This window comes from Streptomyces sp. ITFR-16 (genome assembly GCF_031844705.1).
GTDB lineage: Bacteria > Actinomycetota > Actinomycetes > Streptomycetales > Streptomycetaceae > Streptomyces.
In genome coordinates this window covers 2,978,382-2,997,143 of record NZ_CP134609.1, presented here as the reverse complement: position 1 = coordinate 2,997,143, position 18,762 = coordinate 2,978,382, and the positions used below count along the sequence as shown (strand labels likewise).

Below are 18,762 nucleotides of genomic sequence, written 5' to 3'. Positions count from 1 at the left end.
TATCGCGTTATCTTGTTCCTGTCCGGCCCCGGTGCACAGCCGCACGCGCTCGTCTCGTGTGTTCACCGGGCGCGGCACCACGGGCAAATCTAGGATCTGTGAGGAAGTCACCCGATCGCACTGGGGGAATCCCATATGCCAGGCGCCATCTACGCCGAAGGTCTGGTGAAGACCTTCGGCGACGTACGAGCACTCGGCGGCGTCGATCTCGACGTGCCGGAAGGCACCGTCCTCGGACTTCTCGGCCCCAACGGGGCCGGCAAGACGACCGCCGTACGCGTCCTGACGACGCTGCTCAGGCCCGACAGCGGCAGCGCCTTCGTCGCGGGTATCGACGTACTGAAGAATCCCAACGAGGTACGGCGGTCGATCGGGCTCTCCGGCCAGTTCGCCGCCGTCGACGAGTATCTGACCGGCCGCGAGAACCTCCGCATGGTCGGCCGGCTCTACCAGATGGGCGGACGCGAGGCGAAGGCCAGGGCGGGGGAGCTGCTGGAGCGGTTCAACCTCGCCGACGCGGCCGACCGCCCCGCCAAGACGTACTCCGGCGGCATGCGCCGCCGTCTCGACCTGGCGGCCGCGCTCGTCGTCTCCCCGCCGGTCATGTTCATGGACGAGCCGACCACCGGCCTCGACCCGCGCAACCGCCAGCAGCTCTGGGAGGTCATCGAGGAGCTCGTCGCCGGCGGGACGACGCTGCTGCTGACCACGCAGTACCTGGAGGAGGCCGACCGCCTCGCCCACGACATCTGCGTGATCGACCACGGACGGGTCATCGCGCGCGGCACATCCGACCAGCTCAAGGCCCGCACGGGCGGCGAGCGCGTCGAGGTCGTCGTCCACCAGACCGACCAGATCGAGCCCGCCCGCGCGGTCCTCGGCCAGCTGGGCAAGGGCGAGGTCGCCGTCGTCCCGCACATGCGCAAACTGACCGTCCCGGTCGACGGCGGGGCCAAGCTCCTCGCCGAGATCATCCGCGACCTCGACACCCGGGGCGTGGAGATCGACGACATCGGGCTGCGCCGCCCCACCCTCGACGACGTGTTCATCTCCCTCACCGGCCACGCCGCCGAGCAGGAGAAGAACGAAGGCAGCGAGGCGGACGGACAGCCGGCCGCCGCCGGATCGGAGGCAGAGAAGTGAGCGCCCTCAGCGACACGGCCCCCACGCGCGCCCCCCGGTCGGGCGGCGGCATCGGCCAGTCCGTCCGGGACTCGCTGGTCATCGCCCAGCGGAATCTGATCCGGATGACCCGGATTCCGGAGATGATCCTTTTCGGGGTCATCCAGCCGGTCATGTTCGTGGTGCTGTTCACGTACGTCTTCGGCGGCTCGATCGCCATTCCGGGCGCGGGCGTCAGTTCGAGCGCCTACAAGGAATTCCTGATGGCGGGCATCTTCGCGCAGACCGTCACCTTCGCCACCGCGGGGGCCGGCGCGGGCATCGCGGACGACATGCACAAGGGGCTCATCGACCGGTTCCGGTCGCTGCCCATGGCCCGGGGCGCGGTGCTCACCGGGCGGACCCTGGCCGACCTGGTGCAGACGGCCATCACCCTCGCGGTCCTCGCGGCCGTCGCCCTGCTGGTGGGCTGGCGCACCCACGAGAACATCGGCAAGGTGCTCGCGGGATTCGGTCTGCTCCTGCTGCTCGGCTACGCGTTCACCTGGATCGGCGCGCTGATCGGCCTCTCCGTCCGCACCCCGGAGGCTGCCACCTCGGGCGGGCTGATCTGGCTGTTCCCGCTGACCTTCATCTCGAACGCGTTCGTGCCGGTCAACGGCATGCCGAGGTTCCTGCAGTACGTCGCCGAGTGGAACCCGTTCAGTGCCACGGTGGCGGCGGCCCGCGAACTGTTCGGCAACACGATCGAGGGCGTGCCGAAGTCCGTGACGGGCGCCTGGCCGATGGAGCACCCCATCTGGGCCTCACTGATCTGGTCCGTGCTGATCATCGTGTTCTTCCGGACCCTTGCGGTACGCAAGTACCGCTCGGTCGCCGTCTGAGCACAACGGGAAGGCAGAGAGCCCCGGCCGCGACGCGGCCGGGGCTCTCCGTCTGCTGTGCGGCTCAGCCCGTGTACGGCTTGGCCGAAAGGATCTTGACCGTCGCGGTCCTGCCGTTCGGCAGCTCGTACTCCGCGTCCTCACCCGTCTTCTTGCCGTTCACGCCCTTGCCGAGCGGTGACTGCGGGGAGTAGGTCTCGATGTCCGCGCTCGCGTACTCACGGGAGGCCAGAAGGAAGGTCGTCGTGTCGTCCTCGTCGCCGTCGAAGGCGATCGTCACGACCATGCCGGGCTCGACCACACCGTCGTCGGCCGGTGCCTCGCCGACCTTCGCGTGCTCGAGGAGCTGGGTCAGCTGGCGCACCCGGAGCTCCATCTTGCCCTGCTCCTCCTTGGCCGCGTGGTACCCGCCGTTCTCACGCAGGTCCCCCTCCTCACGGGCCGCCGCGATCTTGACGGCGATCTCCGTGCGCGCGGGACCAGACAGGTACTCCAGCTCGGCCTTGAGCTGGTTGTACGCCTCCTGCGTGAGCCAGGTGACGTTTTCGCTGGTCTGGGTCACAGGGTGCTCCTCGTCGGTACTGGGAATACAAAGCAACGCCCTACCCGGAAGCATGCGCTCCTACGGGTGGGCGAAACCACGAGCCTAACAATTCACCGGGAAAAGGGGGAGAAGGTAAAAGGATGGTCCTGCGAATCCGCAGGTCAGCGCGGGTAGGGGCGAGTCAGGACGCGCGTGCGGCGGTCAACGTGACGCCCCGCCGTCGTCCGTGCACCCCAGCAGCTCGACGCTGGTCGCCCGGGACGTCGTACGCAGCGACAGGACGCGGTCGATCCTGTCCGTGTCCTCGTCGAAGCGGAAGTCCTTGCGGGCCACGTCCGTGCCGTCCTTGCGCTGCGAGCGCAGGGTGCAGTAGCCCTTGGCGTCCCGGTCCTTGCGGACCTCGAGATGGACCTCGACCTTCTCGTCCGAGACGACCTTGAACTTGATCACCTCGGCGCTCAGGCCCTGGCCGCTCACATAGCTGTAGCCGATCCAGCCGATCACACCCAGCACCACGGCCCCCAGGACCGCGCCGATGATCTTGAGCTTGCGGTCCGCGCGCTGGTCGGCCGAGCGGCCGTAGCGGTTCTCGGGAAGCGCCTCGCGCACCGCGGTCATGATCGTTCCTCCCGTGCCGGGGATCGAGGAATTTTCCACCCCCGCCTTCGGTCACTATAGAAGCCCCCGCCCGCCACACGACCGCCACCCCACACCGACGTCCCTGCGGGACGGCACCCTTTGACGGCGACCAATCACTGAGGATCGAGTCTTGACTGAGCAGCTTCGACTGATGGCCGTACACGCCCACCCCGACGACGAGTCGAGCAAGGGCGCGGCCACCATGGCCAAGTATGTGTCCGAGGGGGTGGACGTGCTGGTCGTGACCTGCACGGGAGGCGAGCGTGGCTCCATCCTCAACCCGAAACTCCAGGGCGACGCGTACATCGAGGAGAACATCCACGAGGTGCGCAAGAAGGAGATGGACGAGGCCCGGGAGATCCTGGGCGTCAAGCAGGAGTGGCTCGGCTTCGTCGACTCGGGGCTGCCCGAGGGCGACCCGCTGCCGCCGCTGCCCGAGGGCTGCTTCGCGCTGGAGGACGAGCAGGTGGCGGCCGGCCGGCTGGTCGCCAAGATCCGCGCGTTCCGGCCGCAGGTCATCACCACGTACGACGAGAACGGGGGCTACCCGCACCCCGACCACATCATGACCCACACGATCTCGATGATCGCCTTCGACGGAGCCGCGGACACCGAGAAGTTCCCCGAGGACGAGTTCGGCCCCGCGTGGACGCCGCAGAAGCTCTACTACAACCAGGGCTTCAACCGGCCGCGCACGGTGGCCCTGCACGAGGCGCTGCTGGCGCGCGGCATGGAGTCGCCGTACGCGGAGTGGCTGGAGCGCTGGAAGGAGTTCGAGCGCGCCGAACGCACGCTGACCACGCACGTTCCCTGCGCGGACTTCTTCGAGATCCGGGACAAGGCGCTGATCGCGCACGCCACGCAGATCGACCCGGACGGCGGCTGGTTCCGGGTGCCGATGGACATCCAGCGCGAGGTCTGGCCGACGGAGGAGTACGAGCTGGCGAAGTCGCTCGTCGATACCTCCCTCCCCGAGAGCGACCTCTTCGCGGGCATCCGCGACAATGCCTGATATGTACGCGACTCAGGCACTGACGCACCTCGTCCCGCTCGCCGAGGAACTCGACAAGAACAAGGTGACCCCGGGGGTCCTCGGCTTCATCGTCTTCGCGGCGCTCGCCGCGGGCGTGTGGCTGCTGATGAAGTCGATGAACCGGCACATGGGCCGGGTCGACTTCGAGGAGGCGCCGGACCCGGACGCGGTGGCGTCCGGCGACGCGGGGGCCAAGGGCGTGGCGGCGGGCTCCGCGCAGCGGAAGTAGCGGGTGCGGCGGTAGCCGCGGGCGGGGGCAGAGCGGACGGGAGGTGCGGACACCACCGCCGGGCGCTGTGCCCCCGCGTTGTCGTGTCCGCGGGTCCTCCCGCCCCGGAGTTCCGCCGGACGGCTCCTCTTGCCGTGCGAAGGGCGGCGGGGCTAACGTCTGCCCTGGCATGTAAGCGCATACAGGAAGCGCGTACGCGGGACAGCGGGACGGCACAGTGACGGACACCGGGCACGGCCTGCGGGTCATGACGTTCAACCTCCAGGTCGACTGGGACGGCGCGCCGCACCCCTGGTCCGGGCGGCGCGGCCCCGCCGTGGACGCCGTGCGGAGCGAGCGGCCCCATCTGCTCGGTACGCAGGAGGGGCTGCACGCCCAGGTGCGGGATCTGGCGGCCGGGCTCGGGCCCGAGTACGTCTGGACCGGCCAGGGCCGCGAGGGCGGCACCCGCGGCGAGTTCATGGCCCTGTTCCACGACCGGCGCCGCCTGGCCCTCCTGGCGCACGGGGACTTCTGGCTCTCCGACACCCCCGAGGTGCCCGGCTCCAACACCTGGGGCGGCGGCTGCCCCCGCATGGCCACCTGGGCCCGCTTCCGCGATCGGGCCACCGGCGGCGAGCTGTGCGCCGTCAACACCCACTTCGACCACCTGAGCGACCACGCCCGGCTGCGCTCGGCCCGGCTGCTCGCCGAGTGGCTGACCACGCGGTGCGCGGACATCCCGTACCTCGTGACCGGCGACTTCAACGCCCCGGCCGGGCGCAGCGCCGCGTACGACACCCTGCTCGCCGGGGCGGACCTGCTGGACACCTGGGACACGGCCGAGGCGCGCGGCCCGGCCTACGGCACCTTCCACGACCACGCGCCGCCCGTCCCGGACGGCGACCGCATCGACTGGATCCTCGCCCCGCGCGGCAGCCGTATCCCCTCGGCGGGCGTCGACACGGTGCGCGGTGACGGCCCCCGCCCGAGCGACCACCTGCCCGTCCACGCCGTCGTGGACCTCGCGCCCCTCGCACACCGACCGTCCCCGTCCCCGTCCCCGGAGGTTCCCGCCCCATGACCTCGTCCCGTCCCGCCCGCGAGTGGCTGGCCGACGCCGTCCTCTACCAGATCTATCCGCAGAGCTTCGCCGACTCCGACGGCGACGGCATCGGGGACTTCGCCGGGATCGAGGCCAGGCTCGACCACCTCGCCTGGCTCGGTGTGAACACCGTCTGGTTCAACCCCTGCTTCGCCTCGCCGTTCGACGACGCGGGCTACGACGTGAGCGACTACTTCACGGTCGCGCCCCGCTACGGCACCAACGACGACCTCGCCCGGCTGGTCGAGGCGGCGGGCCGACGCGGCATCCGGGTCCTCCTGGACCTGGTGGCGGGGCACACCTCGGACCGGCACCCCTGGTTCACCGCCTCGGCCGGCGACCCCGGCGACCACCGCTACATCTGGGCCGGTCCCGGCGAGCGGCCGGAGGGTTTCGTCGCCTCGCCCGGAACCCGCCCCGGCTTCTACAAGCCGAACTTCTTCGAGTCGCAGCCCGCTCTCAACTTCGGCTACGCGCGCATGGACCCGGCCGAGCCGTGGCGGCAGCCCGTCGACGCCGAGGGCCCGCGCGCCAACCGGCAGGCCCTGTACGAGATCATGGACCACTGGCTGTCCCTCGGCCTGTCCGGCTTCCGCGTGGACATGGCCGCCTCGCTGGTCAAGGACGACCCGGGCCACGCCGAGACCGTCGGGCTCTGGCGCGAACTGCGCGCCCGGCTCGACGCCGAGCACCCCCACGCGGCGCTGCTGTCGGAGTGGGGCGACCCGGCGGTCTCCGTACCGGCGGGCTTCCACGCGGACTTCTTCCTGCAGTTCGGCGCCGAGGACGACGGTCTGGCGCTGCGCTCGCTGTGGAACAACTTCGAGGGCACGGTCAGCGAGCAGTGGGAGCCGCGGGCCCCCTACTTCGACGCCGGCGGCCAGGGCTCCCCGGGGACCTTCCTGGACGGCTGGCGCCGGGCCACCGAGACCATCGCAGACGCCGGGCTCATCGTGCTGCCCACCGCCAACCACGACTTCTCCCGGCTCGCGTGCGGGCCGCGCACCGCCGAACAGCTCCCGGCGGCCTTCGCGTTCCAGCTCACCTGGCCGACGCTGCCGGCGATCTACTACGGGGACGAGATCGGCATGCGGTACGTCCCCGGGCTGCCGGAGCGCGAGGGCAGCCGGCTCGGCCCGCGCTACAACCGCGCCGGCTCCCGTACGCCCATGCAGTGGGACGACTCGCCCAACGCCGGGTTCTCCACGGCCCCGGCCGACGCGCTCTACCTGCCCGTCGACCCGGACCCGGGCCGCCCGACGGTCGCCGCGCAGCGCGCCGACACCGGATCGCTGCTGCACCTGGTCCGACGGCTGATCGCCCTGCGCAAGGAGACCCCGGAGCTGGGGCCCGCGGGGAGCACGGAGGTCCTGCACGCCGGCTACCCCCTGGTCCATGTGCGGGGCGGGCGCTACCTGGTGGTGGTCAACCCCCGCAGCGAGCCCGGGGAGGCGGCGGCCCCGGCGGACACCGCCACGCCGCTGGAGGTCTCGGGTGTCACGGTGCGCGCGGGCCGGATCCGGGCGGAGGGCTTCGGGTACGGGATCTTCCGGCTCTGAGGCGCCGGGAGGCCCCCTCCGTCGGTGGGTGCGGGCGGCTCAGTCCACCACGTTCCCGGTGGCCTTCTGGAGCTTCGCCGCAGCGGCGGCGGGGGCGGTGCCCGTGGCGACCTTCTCCAGGGCGCTGTCCATCTGGGCCGCGAACTCCTCCCACTTGGACATCGGCGGGATGTCCTTCGCGGTGGCGAGCGACTCCTTGAAGACGGCCAGGGAGTCACCGCCGTTCTTGAGCGCGGGCAGGTCCCAGGCGGCCTTGTTGGCGGGCAGCGCCTTGGAGGTCTCGTACCAGTGCGCCTGCATCTCGGGCGTGGTCAGGTACTTCGTGAACTCCTGGGCCGCCGCCTTGTGCCCGCTGTCCTTGAACGTCACCAGCGAGGCGCCGCCGACCCAGGACGCGGAGGTCCTGCCGGCCGGGACCGGGGCGACCTTCCACTTGCCCTTCAGCTGGGGCTGCTGCTCCGCGAGGTTCTGGACGATCCAGGGGCCGGAGACGAACATCGGCATCCGGTCGGCGGCGAAGTCCTTCACGACGTCCTGGCCCGGCACGAAGTTCTTCTTGGCGAGGCCCGCGTCGAAGTAGTGCTGGAACTCGGTGAGCGCCCGCACCAACTGGGGGGAGTTCAGGGCCGGCTTGCCGTCCTTGCCGAGCAGCGAACCGCCGGCGGAGAAGAGGTAGGGCGCCCAGCCCTGCCAGGCGCCGGCGCCGCCCGGCTGGAGGGACAGGCCCCACTCGGTCCCGGCCTTGTTCTTGTACGCGGCGGCGAGGGCGCGCATGTCCTTCCAGGTGGCCGGCGCCCTGTCGATGCCGGCCTTCTCGGCGAGGTCGGTGCGGTAGTAGAGCGCCCGTGTGTCGGCGTACCAGGGGACGCCGTAGGCGGTGCCGTCCACGACGTTGCCGTTCCAGGTGGCCGGGAAGAAGTCGTTCTTGTCGAAGACCTTGGTGTCCACCGGTTCCAGGGAGCCGAGTTCGATGAACTCGCCCATCATCGTGGAGCCCATCTGCGCCATGTCCGGCAGCGTGCCGGCGGCCGCGGCGGACAGCAGCTTCTGGTGCACGACGTCCCAGCCGACCGGGGTCACCTTGATGGTGATGTTGGGGTGCTTCGCGGTGAACTCCTTGGCGACCGTCTGGATCCGGTTGCCCTCCTCGCCCATGGCCCACACGGTGAGGGTCTGCTTGGCGTCCGCCTTCGCCTGATCGGAACCGCTGCCCCCGCAGCCGGTCAGGGCGAGGGCCGTCACCAGCGTGACAGCGATGCCGGCGGACCTGGCGGTCCTGACGGTGCGGGTCATGCGGCTCCTCCAAGAATTCATGTATGCGCATTCCGTAAGCGCATACATGACCTTGCGGGATGGGGTGGGGAGACTCAGGGGCGTACGGATAACGCTTTGGCAAACGGGGCCCGCTCGCGCGGGCGGGCTGCGGGCGGGGTGCGGCGGGGCGCGGGCGGAGGCGTGTGTGCGCCGGAGCCGGGCGCGGGTGGGTCCCCTCGGGCGCCGGGCGGGCCGGAATGCGGCGTCCCTGGTGGGGCCGGGTGCCGGCCGTCGGTGGGTTGTCCGGGCGCGGGCTGCCATGAGCCGCTGGGCGGGGCCGGCCGGCGGGCCCCTGCGTGCCCTCAAGGGCCGGGCGGGCCGGAATGCCGCCGGGGCCGGTCCGTACGGCGGGGCATGTGCGGTGTGCCCTCAGGCGCCGGGCGGGCCCGCTCGGCCCGCCCGGCTCGGGTGGGGCGGGGGCTACGGCCTTGCCGGGACCCTGACGCCCATGACCTCCCGGGCGTGACGGGTCGGGGTCAGGCCCAGGTGCCAGGCCTGCCAGCCGTCCTCCAGGGTCACGCCCCGGTTCAGGATCACGCGGAACGCCTCCGCGCAGTCCTCGACCTTCGCGTCCCGGGTCGGATGACCCGCCGCGATCAGGTCGGCCAGCTCCTGCTGGGCCACCACTGTCCCCACCTCGATGCCGCCCGGCGAGGCGTACGGCAGCAGGGTGCAGCGCAGGAAGCGGGCCCAGTCGCCGCCGCGCGCGTCGCCGTACGAGTCGAACAGCTCCGCCGCCTCCCCGCACAGCTCCAGCGCCTGAGGGGCGCGCTGGTTGCCCGCGTCGATCAGGGCCAGCTCCAGACAGGTCCAGGCCTCGCCGTGGGCGACCTTGATACGCCGGAAGTCGGCCCGCGCGTCCACCAGGAGCTGGCGGGCGAAACCGGAGTTGCGCAGGTTGCCCGTCTGCGCGGCCCGCTGGTCACGGGTGACCCGGCCCGAGTGGTGGCGGGCGCACGCCAGCCCGTACACGTCCCGCATCCGGGAGAACATCGTGCGGGCCCGCTCCAGCTGACGCACCGCCCGGTCGGTGTCGCCGGCCTCCTCCAGCGCCTGGCCCAGGTAGTACAGCGTCCAGGCCTCGCCGCGCGCGTCCTCGTTGTCGCGGTGCCGGGACAGCGCCGCGTTCAGCTGCTCGACCGCCGGGGCCGGGTCGCCGTCCAGCAGCCGGGCGCGGGCCAGCTGGGTCAGCGCCCAGGCCTCGCCGCGCTCGTCCCGGGTGCGCCCGTACAGATCCAGGGCCGTGCGCAGCGCGGTCTCGGCCCGCGTCACATCGCCCATGCGCAGCAGCACCTGGCCCAGCTGGAACCGTGTCCACGCCTCCCCGTGCAGCGACTCGCCCTCGCGGTGCAGGGCCAGCGCGGTGTCCAGCAGTTCCACCGCCTCGGCCAGGGCGCCCCGGTCGCGCTCCACGGCCGCCAGCGCGTGCATCGACCAGGCGCGGTCCTCGTCCTGCCCCGCCGAGGACTGGAGCGCGATCGCCTCGCGCAGCCGGGCCGCCGCCTCCGTCAGATTGCCCTGGTGGTGCAGGGTGATGCCGAGCGAACACAGCGCCAGCGCCGTACCCGAGTCGTTCTGCGCCTCGCGGTACAGGCCGACCACGGAGGACAGCGTGGTGCGGGCCTTGTCCAGCTCGCCGAGCTGGCGGGCCGCGATACCGGTGCGCCACTGCACCGACCGCTCCAGCAGCCCCTGGTCTATGGCCTGCGTCAACTCGCTGATCTCGCCCAGCCGGTAGAGGTCGCCGCGCAGCAGGCAGTAGTCGCACAGCGCGCCCAGCAGGGCGAGCACCGCGGCCTGGTCGACACCCTCGGCGTGCCGCAGCGCGGACGTGATGAAGCTCGACTCGTCGTCCAGCCAGCGCAGCGCCGCGTCCAGCGAACGGAAGCCGTGCGAGCCGAACTGCCCGGCCCGGGTGGACATCTTGCCGTCCACCATCCGGATCACCGCACCGGCCAGCTCCGCGTAGTTCGCGATGAGGCGCTCCTGCGCGGCCGTGCGCTCGGCCGGCTCCTCCTCGTCGAGCAGCCGGGCCAGGGCGAAGCCCCGTACGAGAGTGTGCAGCCGGTAGCGCGAACCGCGCACATGGTCCAGCAGCCCGGCCTCGGACAGGGCCGTCAGCAGCCGGTCCGCCTCCTGCTCGTCGGCCGACAGCAGGGCGGCCGCCGCCGCGCCGAGGCTCGCCCGCCCGGCCAGCGCGAGCCGTCGCAGCAGCCGCCTGGCCTGCTCGGGCTGGTCGGTGTAGCGCAGCCACAGGGCCCGCTCGACCGGCGGGACCGGACCGTACGCGGCGAGATCGGCGGCCAGGGCGCTCGGGGTACGCGCCCCGAGCGAGGACCCCGCCACCCGCAGCGCCAGCGGCAGCCCGCCGCACAGCTCGGCGATCGCCTCGCTCGACGGATAGCCGTACGGCCCCGGCTCCGTCTCCTGGGAGACCGCGCGCAGCAGCTCCTCCGCGCCCGCCGGGTCCAGCGCCCCGACCTCCAGCCGGTGCACCCAGGCCGGCAGGGACTCGGGCAGTTCGAGCGGCTCGCGGGCGGTGACCAGGACCAGGCTGTCAGTGCGGCCGCCGGTGCGGCGAGGCACCGGTGGCCGGCAGGTCACCCGCCTTCGACCGCGAGGGATACAAGCAGCGCAACGCCGTCGAACGCTGCATCAACCGCATTCCGTGACGTATCCCTCTGTCCAGTGGTCCTCATCGATCACTGCTTCCTCGATGTAGAAGCAGTTGGGTTCGTCGGCGAATCCGGGGAGGCTGCGCGCGCGTTCAATGCGTTCCTGTGCCCGTTCCCGGCTTGAATAGGTGCCGAGCTGTTTGACATCGTCTCCTGCTTCTTCGTCGGACCAGAAGTCGTCGGGGTGGGTGAAGTGCCTCGCGTCTGCGTCCTCTTCGGCCTGGTGGTGCACGTGCCAGAGCAGGTAGACCTTGGCGGGTCCGCTCATGATCTTCCCATCCTTTCCTTTTCTTCTTTGAGAAGTGGGCCCGGGCGGCCGGTCGGTGGACCGGCCGCCCGGGGCAACTGATCGCAGTGGGTGCGACTAATTGCGGGAGAGGTACTTTCTCACCTTGTTATAGACGGAGCCGGGCCCCTTCTTGTAGGGCGGGTGATATTTGCCGTGCTTCATCACCCGGTCTGTCGCATGATCCAGCGATTCACCGGAGTGCCTGCGCTGGCCCTTCGCGAAGTTGGGGACATCGTTCCCCTTGGCCTTGCCGGACTTCTTGGCTTCCTTCCAGAGGACCTGGACCTTGTGGATCGCCCAGCTCTTGCCCTTCCACCAGATGAGCGCGATGATCGCCAGGACGGCAGCGACCCCGATGATCGCGAGCACCGTACTGGCGCTGACGCCGCCCACGGCGAGCCCGACAAGGGCGATCGCGGCCATTCTTCCGTCGATGTCGACCATGTTGACCGGGTCGCCGCACACGTAGTCGTAGCTGTTGCAGCTGCCGCCGGCGACGGGGTCGACCTGGAGGAACCGGCCGGCTGTCGGGTCGTACAGGCGGACGCCCATCAGGGTGAGGCCGGTGAGGGTTTCGGCGGAGCGCTGCTCATCGCCCAGCCACTCGTAACGGGTCGCCGCTTGGCCCGCGCGCGGGTTGCCGTACTCGTCGGTGTCCAGGACGGTCGGCGCCAGGCTGGTGTCGGTCGGCAGGGCGAGCGTGATGTCGCCGTGCAAATTCGCCAGCAGCAGGACCGTGTTGCCGGTCTTGCTGGTGGTGGCGGCGAGTTTGCCGTCGAGGCCGTCGACGTTGCGCGTCAGAGCCCCGGTGGGGGTGTTCTCCACGATCCAGCGCGGGTTGTCCCCGTCGGAGTCGTAGTGGTTGAGCTTGGATCCGGTCTGGGTCCAGGTGCCAGAGGTGTTGGACTCGGTGATCCAGGAGCGGAACCGGAGGTTGGAGTCCAGGGCCCAGGTCTGGCGCTGGGCGCCGGCGGTCTGCTGCTGGGCGAGGTCGTTGGCGTAGTAGGCCATCGTGGTGCCCGGCAGCGTGGTGGTGCGACCGAAGGCGTCGTAGGTGTAGCCGGTGTTCACCAGGCGGTCGGCGCTGTCGTAGGTGTAGCTGCGGGTGGTGCCGCCCGTGGTGGTGCAGACGGCGTTGGGCGCGGCGGTGGCGGTCGCGAGTGCCTTGCGATTGCTGTTCTTGTCGAAGGTGTAGGAGCGGGTCGTGCAGACCGCGTCGGTACCGGTGTCCTGCACCTGGGTTAGGTGGCCGACCTTGTCGTAGGAGTAGGACTGGGAGGCCGTCACACCGGGGGTGCCGGTATGGGTGGCCACCTGGCCCTGCACCGTGGCGGTGATGCTGTCGGAGACCAGCACGGTGCCGTCGATGTTCCGGGTGTAGGTACGGGCGACGGGTGTTCCGGCCGGGTCCTGGTCCTGCTTCATGGTGTATCCGCCAGGCAGGCCCTGGCTCGTGACGGTGCCGTCGGCGTCGTAGCGGGCGGAGAAGGCGCCGGCTACGGAGTCGGTGACCGAGGTGGCCATGCCTCGGGGGTCGCTGCTGGTGTCGTAGGTGTAGTTGGTGGTCGACGGCACGCTGTCGGTGACGACGGTGGGCCTGTCGAGTGCGTCGTACTTGGTGGTGGTGGTCGCGCCGTCAGCGTCGGTGTAGGACATCTGCCGGTCGAGTTGGTCGTACGACTTGGTAATGGTGCCGCCGGTAAAGGAGGTCTGCTTGACCTCCTCGCCGGTGGCGGCGTCGTAGGACGTGGTCGTTGCCGGGACGGCCGCACCGAGCCCGCCGGAGGTGGTGACCGTAGTCGGTCGGCCGGCGGTGTCATAGTCGGTGGTGGTAGTGCGGGTGACGCCGTTGGCGGTCTCGATGACCTTGGTGGTCTGTCCGAACGCGCCGTACTGGACGGTCTGGACGGGCAGCTGCGTCGGGTTGGCGCCGCCGCCGGTGATAGCCGTGGCCGGGCCGGTCTGGCAGACGGCGTCCGCCCACTCCGGACGTCCGCCGCAGGTGCCGGTTCCGTCACCGGTGTAGTAGCTGGTGACGGTGGTTCCGGCGTCGGCACCGGTCGAGGCGGGCTTGGCGGTCTTGGTGACCCGGCCCTGGCTGTCGTAGGCAGTGGTCGCCGTGATCGCCTGGCCACCGGGGTCGCTAGTCACGTTGGTGGGCAGACCCATCGACCAGTCGAAGCCGGTGGCGACGGCGCGGGGGTCGGCGAGGAGATCAGGCCAGGAGCGCGGCTGGGCGCCGACGCTCTGCTTGGTGATCTGGTCCTTCACGACGGCGGTGCCGTCGGTGGGACGGCCGTTGTCGTAGTCCTTGATCGTGTGCTGGCGGGCTATGAGCTGGCTTCCCGCAGCGGCCAGGGTGGTGGTACCGCTGGTCAGGTTGGCTGCGAGGGTGATCTGGTGCAGCGGGCCGTAGCTGTCCAGCTCTCGGACGCCATTGACGTCGTAGACCGAGGCAGTGGACAGCAACTGGGCTCGCTCGCCGGTGGACAAGGCGTTGATGCCCAGGTCGGTGAGCTCGTCCTTTTGCGCCTGGGTGGCGCCCAGGGCGAGTTCGCGGTTGGACGCGGTCAGAGTGCGGACGGTGTTGCCGAACTGGTCGTATTCGGTCACCGCGATGTGGTGGCCGGGGTTTGCGGTGTCGACTTCGCGGCCGGAGGCGTTGAGGTAGTGCAGGGTGGCGCGGGTGTATGCGCTGGACGCCAGGGCGGTCCCGTCGTTGGAGGCGGGTACCTGGTCGGCGGGGAAGACGGCGGTGGCGTCGGTGGGCAGGTCGCTCTGCCCCCAAGAGGCAACCGCGCTCGTACCCAGATCCTCGGGTGCGTTGCTTCCGCTGACCGGGACGCCGTAGACGACGGTGCTGGTGGCGGTGCCGTTGGTCTGGCTCGCGCTGCCGGGGGTGAGGGTGGCGCGGGACACCTTCAGCAGCATGCCGTCGCCGGTAGCCGGGTTGGAGCCCGCCTTGCCATAGGTAAAGCCCCAGGGCAGCTGTCCGGGCGGGGTCAGCGTGTTGACGCGTCCGGCGCTGTCGTAGGCGTAGGCGGTCTTCAGCGCAGGGCTGATGCGTGGGTCCCACTGCTGGCGCAGTCGGCCGGCGTCGTCGTAGGCATACTGGGCGACAGCGACGGCCGTGGCGGCGGAGGCGCCCGGGGCGGTGGACCACAGCTTGATCTGGCTCACCTGGCCGGCATAGTCACCGAAAGCAGTGGAGCTGGCGGTGGTGGTCGACGGGTAGACGAACTCCAGCACCCGGCAGCCCTTGGCCGACGGGGCGGCCTCACACGCGGCCGGCGTGGTCGCGGTGGTCGCGGCAATGACCCGCTTCGGGCGGGCCAGGCTCTTGCCGCCGACGGTGACGGCCTCGGAGACGACCTTGGTGGTGGAGTTGGCCAGGCCATCGGCCAGCGAGCTGGTCACCGTCCACGTCGTGGCTGCGGGGTTCACCTTGGAGAAGGTGGTCACCGTGCCGTCGGTGTCGGACAGAGCGAAATCGCCGGAGGTGAAGGAGCCCTTCAGGGTGAGGTCCTCGGAGCCTGTCTCCGGCACCCATCCGGTCTTGGCCGCGTTCGAGGTGAACTTGATTGTTCCGCCGTCGACGGTGGCCACGTTCAGCGAGGTGGCGGAGGTCTTCACGATCTGCGTGTAGTCGGAGTCGACGGCCTCGGCGACCGTGCCGGACAGCCACTCCTTGCCGAAGATCGGCGCCTGCCCCTCCTGAGCAGCACCGGCCTGCGGGGTACGAGAGGAAGCCGTGCGGGTCACCGTCATGCCGTAGAAGGACGCGTCGGTGTCGGAGAGGGCGTAGTCGCCGGTCAGCAGGTTCACCGAACCCGGCCCGACGTTGTCCGTGGCCGCGCCGTCGGCAGCGCGGTCCACGATCACGCTGATCGGGTCCGACGAGGTGGCCGCGTTGTTGGGGCCGGTGAAGTCGGCACGCACTTGCACGCTGCCGGCCGGGTCCACGGTGGAGGTGGCGTTCCAGGTGAGCTTCGGGCTCTTGCCGCCGGTCAGAGCCAGGGGCCATGAGGTGACGGGCTGTCCGGCGTTGGTGACGTCAGCTGCCGGGATGGGGGTCCAGGTGTCGGCGTCGCCGCGTCGCCAGGAGAAGGTGACCTTGTCGTACTTGGCTGCGTCGGCTTCCGCGGCCAGTGGGACGCGGGCGGCGGTGCGGGTGCCGTCGTCGGGAGCGGTGACGCCGCCAGGTCCGACGTGGAAGGTGTACGACACGGCTTCGGACTTGTTGTCCGCCCTGTCGGTGGCCCGCACCTGGAGGGTGTTGGTGCCTGCCTTGGCGGGGATGGCGTCGAAGGTCACCGGGGTGGTGCCTGCGGTGGCGACCTTGGTCCAGGTGGTGCCGTCCAGCGACCACTCGATGCCGTTCTGGTCACCGGCGGGCGGGGTGACGGTGAACTTGCCCGCCTTGCCCGCGCCCTTGACCCATTGGTCGGCCGGGTAGTCGGTGGAGGTCACCGACGCCGGAGCGGAGGGGGCGGTGGTGTCGACCGTGAAGACCGCGTACGGGGACCACTCGAGGTTGTAGCTGGTGCCGTCATACGGGGTGGTGCGGAACTTGTACGTCTTGCCGTTGGTCAGCAGCCCCGTCGGCACCTTCACCGACGTCGGCTGCCCGGCCGGCGCGAACGCCGAGGTGATGTTGGAGCCGACCTGCGTGCCCGTGGTGTTGTCGGCTATCTGGAAGAAGCCCTGGACCTTGTCGTTGTTCGGGTCGGCGAAGGTGTCTCGCAGAGTCGGGGTGAGGGTGTTGACGTACCAGGTGCCCTTGGAGTCCTTGAAGAACGGCGGGCCTGCCTGCTGGTCCGTGCCCGTGCGGGGGCGGTAGTTGTACGTCACTGTCAGCTTGGGCGGATTGGAGGCCGCGTTCGCGGAGTTCACCCGCTTCCACGGCATGCTCGACGTCTCGTCCGCGGCCCGCAGACCCATGTTCGACGTCGCGTTCTTCGCCGACGCCCACGTCTGAGCGAGCGTGGTGACATCGGCGCTGATCCAGCCGTCCGGCTGCGTCGAGCAGCCCGGGTTGCCGGTGGTCGAGGTCGACGTAGCGAACCTCTCGTTCCACGCGGGCTGCGCGGATCCGGCCCAGCGCGAGGCGGTCGAGGGCTTGGCGGTGTCCCACACCTCCCACGGATAAGCCTTGCAGTCGGTGTTGCCCGAGTGGAAGTCCCACAGCGACAGCTTCGCTGAGGAGACCAGCGCGTCGGCGAACGGCGCGGTGTTCCACGTGATGAACGACCGGGCGGTGCGTGCACTGCCGTCGGTGTTCTTCGTGCCGGGGTTCCCGAAGTCGAGTTCGGTGTCTGCGGACCAGTCGACCGTCTCGCCCTGCTGAACGTAGGTGTCGAAGACGTTGCTCAGCGCCGTGGTGGAGGGGTCCACCGTGACCGGGAAAGTCGTCGCCCCGTCGGCTAGGAAGGCGGCGTCCGGGGTGAAGACCAGGTCAATGCCGGAGCCATGCTGGACGACCTTCAAAGCGACCTTCGCCCGGTGGGTGTGCTCACCGGAGACCGGGTCCACGGTGGCGTCCCACATCACCGGAGCAGGCATCACCGCGCGCTTCTTACCCGACTTGGTGTCGGTGAACACCACACTGCCGTCGGCCTGCTGCGCCGCTTTGAGACCCTTAGCCTTGAGTGGCATCGTGTAGGCGTAACCGCCCGCGGAAGGGCGTTGCTTGATGGTCACGTACTGCTCGAACCCGGACCGGGTGGCTTCCACGACCACGTCCGCGCCGGGCACCGCATCACGGTAGGTCGCCTTCGGACCGTCCAGGACGGGGGTGGGCAGGCCGCCCTTCCATTGCAGTTCGACCTGCTCCTGGCCCTGGCCGAGAGTGACCAGGGTGCGCCCTGCGGCCTTGCCCGCCGCCTTCAGCGAGGCTGGCCTGCTGCCGCCCTTGCCCCCCAGGACCAGACCCTCGGGGTGGGCGGCAGGAGAGACCGTGCCGTCGGCGCGGGCCGCCAGGTCCAGGTCCACGTCGGTCCACTGTCCGCCGCGCTTGAACCGCACCGGGCCGGCCGCGAGCTCTGTGGTCAGCGACCCGTTCGGGTTCACCCACGTCGTGGACGTCTCCGAACGCTCCGACAGCGCCTCGACCCGCTTGCCCGACAACCGCGCGGCCACCCGCGCCGATGCCAAGTCGGCAGCCTGCGTCGCCCAGTGCTGCTCAGCCTTGCCCGCCGCGGCATGAGGTGCGGCGAAGGCCGGCTCGCTTCCCTGAAGCAGCGAGACGGATACAGCCAGAGCGAGTGAACCGGCTATGGGCACGGCCACTCTTCGAAAAAGCCCCCGCCGCCATGTGGGCGACGAGGGAAGGTGCTGATGCACGCTCAACCTCCATGTGAAGAACCTGTGATGGGTCGAAGGGTGAGCATAGGGTGAGCGCGCGACAGGACGGGGCGCCGGATATCGCTCAAAGTGGACTGTTTGATTCCTTAACGTGCACACGAAGCCCAGTAGCTTGGTGAGAACTTGACTCGCCGCCGGGAACTCGTAACGGTCTCGTCCGATTGCGTGTGTCTCGTGAAGATCGCCGAGGTGATCGCCGAGCCCGGCTGCGACTCTGCAGTAGAGGTGATCTTCGTCTCCTGTGCACAAGCGGCACGGCGTGAACGTGCAGGTCGTCACCGACCCGGTCGAAAAGATCCTTTGGTTGTCGCCGACGCTGCCCGGCAGGACCCACGACCTGACCGCCGCCCGCACCCACAAGATCCTCCGAATCTGCGAGCGCCAAGGCGTCCCGGTCCTAGCCGACATGGCCTACATCGGCGTCGGCGACTGGGTCACCAGCGCCACGCGCCGACCGTCGGGCGGTGAACTCGCGGGTGCCGCCTGCTGAGTCGTGCCGATCAGCGTCTGGCGTCCGCGACGCTACTTTCTCGGCAGTTACGCCAGGCGAGTTGCGCGGTGGTGATGTGGTCGGCGGCGGTGTTGCTGCCCGCGGTGGCCGGCCTGAGCAGGCCGGCCACCGGCTCACCGCTCCCGCCGCTTCCGTGATCGACGAAGGCCATCAGAGGATGGTGTCCGAACGTCTTCCTCCAGGTCGAGGTGGCGTCCTGCTTCTCGGAGTGGGCCAGCACGAGCATCCAGTCCACGTCCACGATCACCTGCCCGCGGCATCCGGCGCCGGAGTGCCGGCCAGCTTCCAGACGTGCTCACGCGCTGCGGCCCGAGCGGCCCGTATCGCGGACAGGGCCTTCGGCCCGGCTGCGGCAAGAGGGCCGTGCGGTAGCCGGACAGCCACGAGACCGTCCGCTCCATCACCTCCCTGCGGCGGCCCAACCGTTCGCTGGACTCGGCGGCTGAGCAAGCCACCCGAGCCACGGACCTGGGCGCCGGTTCGACTGGGCGCACGGCTCGCAAAGTCGCGGATGCC

The 18,762-nt window shown here is 70.3% G+C and carries 11 protein-coding genes and 4 pseudogenes; 7 read left to right on the top strand and 8 right to left on the bottom strand.

What is annotated here, in order from left to right; genetic code table 11:
- The first annotated feature begins 135 nt into the window (after nucleotides 1-135).
- Together RLT58_RS13145 and RLT58_RS13140 are read left to right on the top strand one after the other, a co-directional pair.
- Nucleotides 136-1,143, top strand: coding sequence for an efflux ABC transporter ATPase subunit, DrrA-related (locus RLT58_RS13145; protein WP_311310584.1), 1,008 nt, complete (start codon nucleotides 136-138; stop codon nucleotides 1,141-1,143).
- Nucleotides 1,140-2,006: an ABC transporter permease gene (locus tag RLT58_RS13140; RefSeq protein WP_311310583.1), complete on the top strand. Its 867-nt coding sequence runs from the start codon at nucleotides 1,140-1,142 to the stop codon at nucleotides 2,004-2,006. Before RLT58_RS13145 ends, RLT58_RS13140 begins: the two co-directional genes overlap by 4 nt.
- Before the next feature lie 64 nt (nucleotides 2,007-2,070).
- Here the strand turns inward: RLT58_RS13140 and greA are convergent, their stop codons facing one another.
- Entirely contained in the window at nucleotides 2,071-2,568 is a 498-nt protein-coding gene (greA, locus tag RLT58_RS13135) for a transcription elongation factor GreA (protein ID WP_311310582.1), read from the bottom strand.
- 183 nt (nucleotides 2,569-2,751) lie between these two features.
- A complete protein-coding gene (locus tag RLT58_RS13130) occupies nucleotides 2,752-3,168 on the bottom strand; it encodes a DUF4307 domain-containing protein (RefSeq protein WP_311310581.1) in 417 nt (138 codons plus the stop codon).
- A gap of 151 nt (nucleotides 3,169-3,319) precedes the next feature.
- Here RLT58_RS13130 and mca point away from each other — a divergent pair, with 151 nt between their 5' ends.
- The 4 genes from mca to RLT58_RS13110 all read left to right on the top strand — a co-directional run bounded on the left by mca (nucleotide 3,320) and on the right by RLT58_RS13110 (nucleotide 7,094).
- Complete coding sequence (mca, locus tag RLT58_RS13125) at nucleotides 3,320-4,201, top strand: mycothiol conjugate amidase Mca (RefSeq protein ID WP_311310580.1); 882 nt, start codon at nucleotides 3,320-3,322, stop codon at nucleotides 4,199-4,201.
- Nucleotide 4,202: 1 nt separating this feature from the next.
- Nucleotides 4,203-4,451, top strand: a complete 249-nt coding sequence (locus RLT58_RS13120) for a hypothetical protein (RefSeq protein ID WP_311310579.1) — start codon at nucleotides 4,203-4,205, stop codon at nucleotides 4,449-4,451.
- Nucleotides 4,452-4,668: 217 nt separating this feature from the next.
- On the top strand, nucleotides 4,669-5,514 hold the full coding sequence (locus tag RLT58_RS13115; protein ID WP_311310578.1) for an endonuclease/exonuclease/phosphatase family protein: 846 nt from the start codon (nucleotides 4,669-4,671) through the stop codon (nucleotides 5,512-5,514).
- Nucleotides 5,511-7,094, top strand: a complete 1,584-nt coding sequence (locus RLT58_RS13110; protein WP_311310577.1) for an alpha-amylase family glycosyl hydrolase — start codon at nucleotides 5,511-5,513, stop codon at nucleotides 7,092-7,094. Before RLT58_RS13115 ends, RLT58_RS13110 begins: the two co-directional genes overlap by 4 nt.
- Nucleotides 7,095-7,133: 39 nt before the next feature.
- Here the strand turns inward: RLT58_RS13110 and RLT58_RS13105 are convergent, their stop codons facing one another.
- The 4 genes and pseudogenes from RLT58_RS13105 to RLT58_RS13090 all read right to left on the bottom strand — a co-directional run bounded on the left by RLT58_RS13105 (nucleotide 7,134) and on the right by RLT58_RS13090 (nucleotide 17,654).
- Nucleotides 7,134-8,387: a sugar ABC transporter substrate-binding protein gene (locus tag RLT58_RS13105; protein ID WP_311310576.1), complete on the bottom strand. Its 1,254-nt coding sequence runs from the start codon at nucleotides 8,385-8,387 to the stop codon at nucleotides 7,134-7,136.
- 441 nt (nucleotides 8,388-8,828) lie between these two features.
- Nucleotides 8,829-10,973: pseudogene (locus tag RLT58_RS13100) on the bottom strand (tetratricopeptide repeat protein); the annotation flags it as partial.
- 90 nt (nucleotides 10,974-11,063) lie between these two features.
- Nucleotides 11,064-11,351: a DUF7336 domain-containing protein gene (locus RLT58_RS13095; protein WP_311310575.1), complete on the bottom strand. Its 288-nt coding sequence runs from the start codon at nucleotides 11,349-11,351 to the stop codon at nucleotides 11,064-11,066.
- Nucleotides 11,352-11,447: 96 nt separating this feature from the next.
- A complete protein-coding gene (locus RLT58_RS13090; RefSeq protein ID WP_399131435.1) occupies nucleotides 11,448-17,654 on the bottom strand; it encodes an RHS repeat-associated core domain-containing protein in 6,207 nt (2,068 codons plus the stop codon).
- A gap of 325 nt (nucleotides 17,655-17,979) precedes the next feature.
- Here RLT58_RS13090 and RLT58_RS13085 point away from each other — a divergent pair.
- Nucleotides 17,980-18,189, top strand: a pseudogene (locus RLT58_RS13085) (transposase family protein); the annotation flags it as partial.
- Here RLT58_RS13085 and RLT58_RS13080 read toward each other — a convergent pair.
- Nucleotides 18,178-18,603: pseudogene (locus RLT58_RS13080) on the bottom strand (transposase); the annotation flags it as partial. The pseudogenes RLT58_RS13085 and RLT58_RS13080 sit on opposite strands and share 12 nt — an antisense overlap.
- Nucleotides 18,579-18,704: pseudogene (locus tag RLT58_RS36105) on the bottom strand (IS5/IS1182 family transposase); the annotation flags it as partial. The pseudogenes RLT58_RS13080 and RLT58_RS36105, both read right to left, overlap by 25 nt.
- Nucleotides 18,705-18,762: the final 58 nt, after the last annotated feature.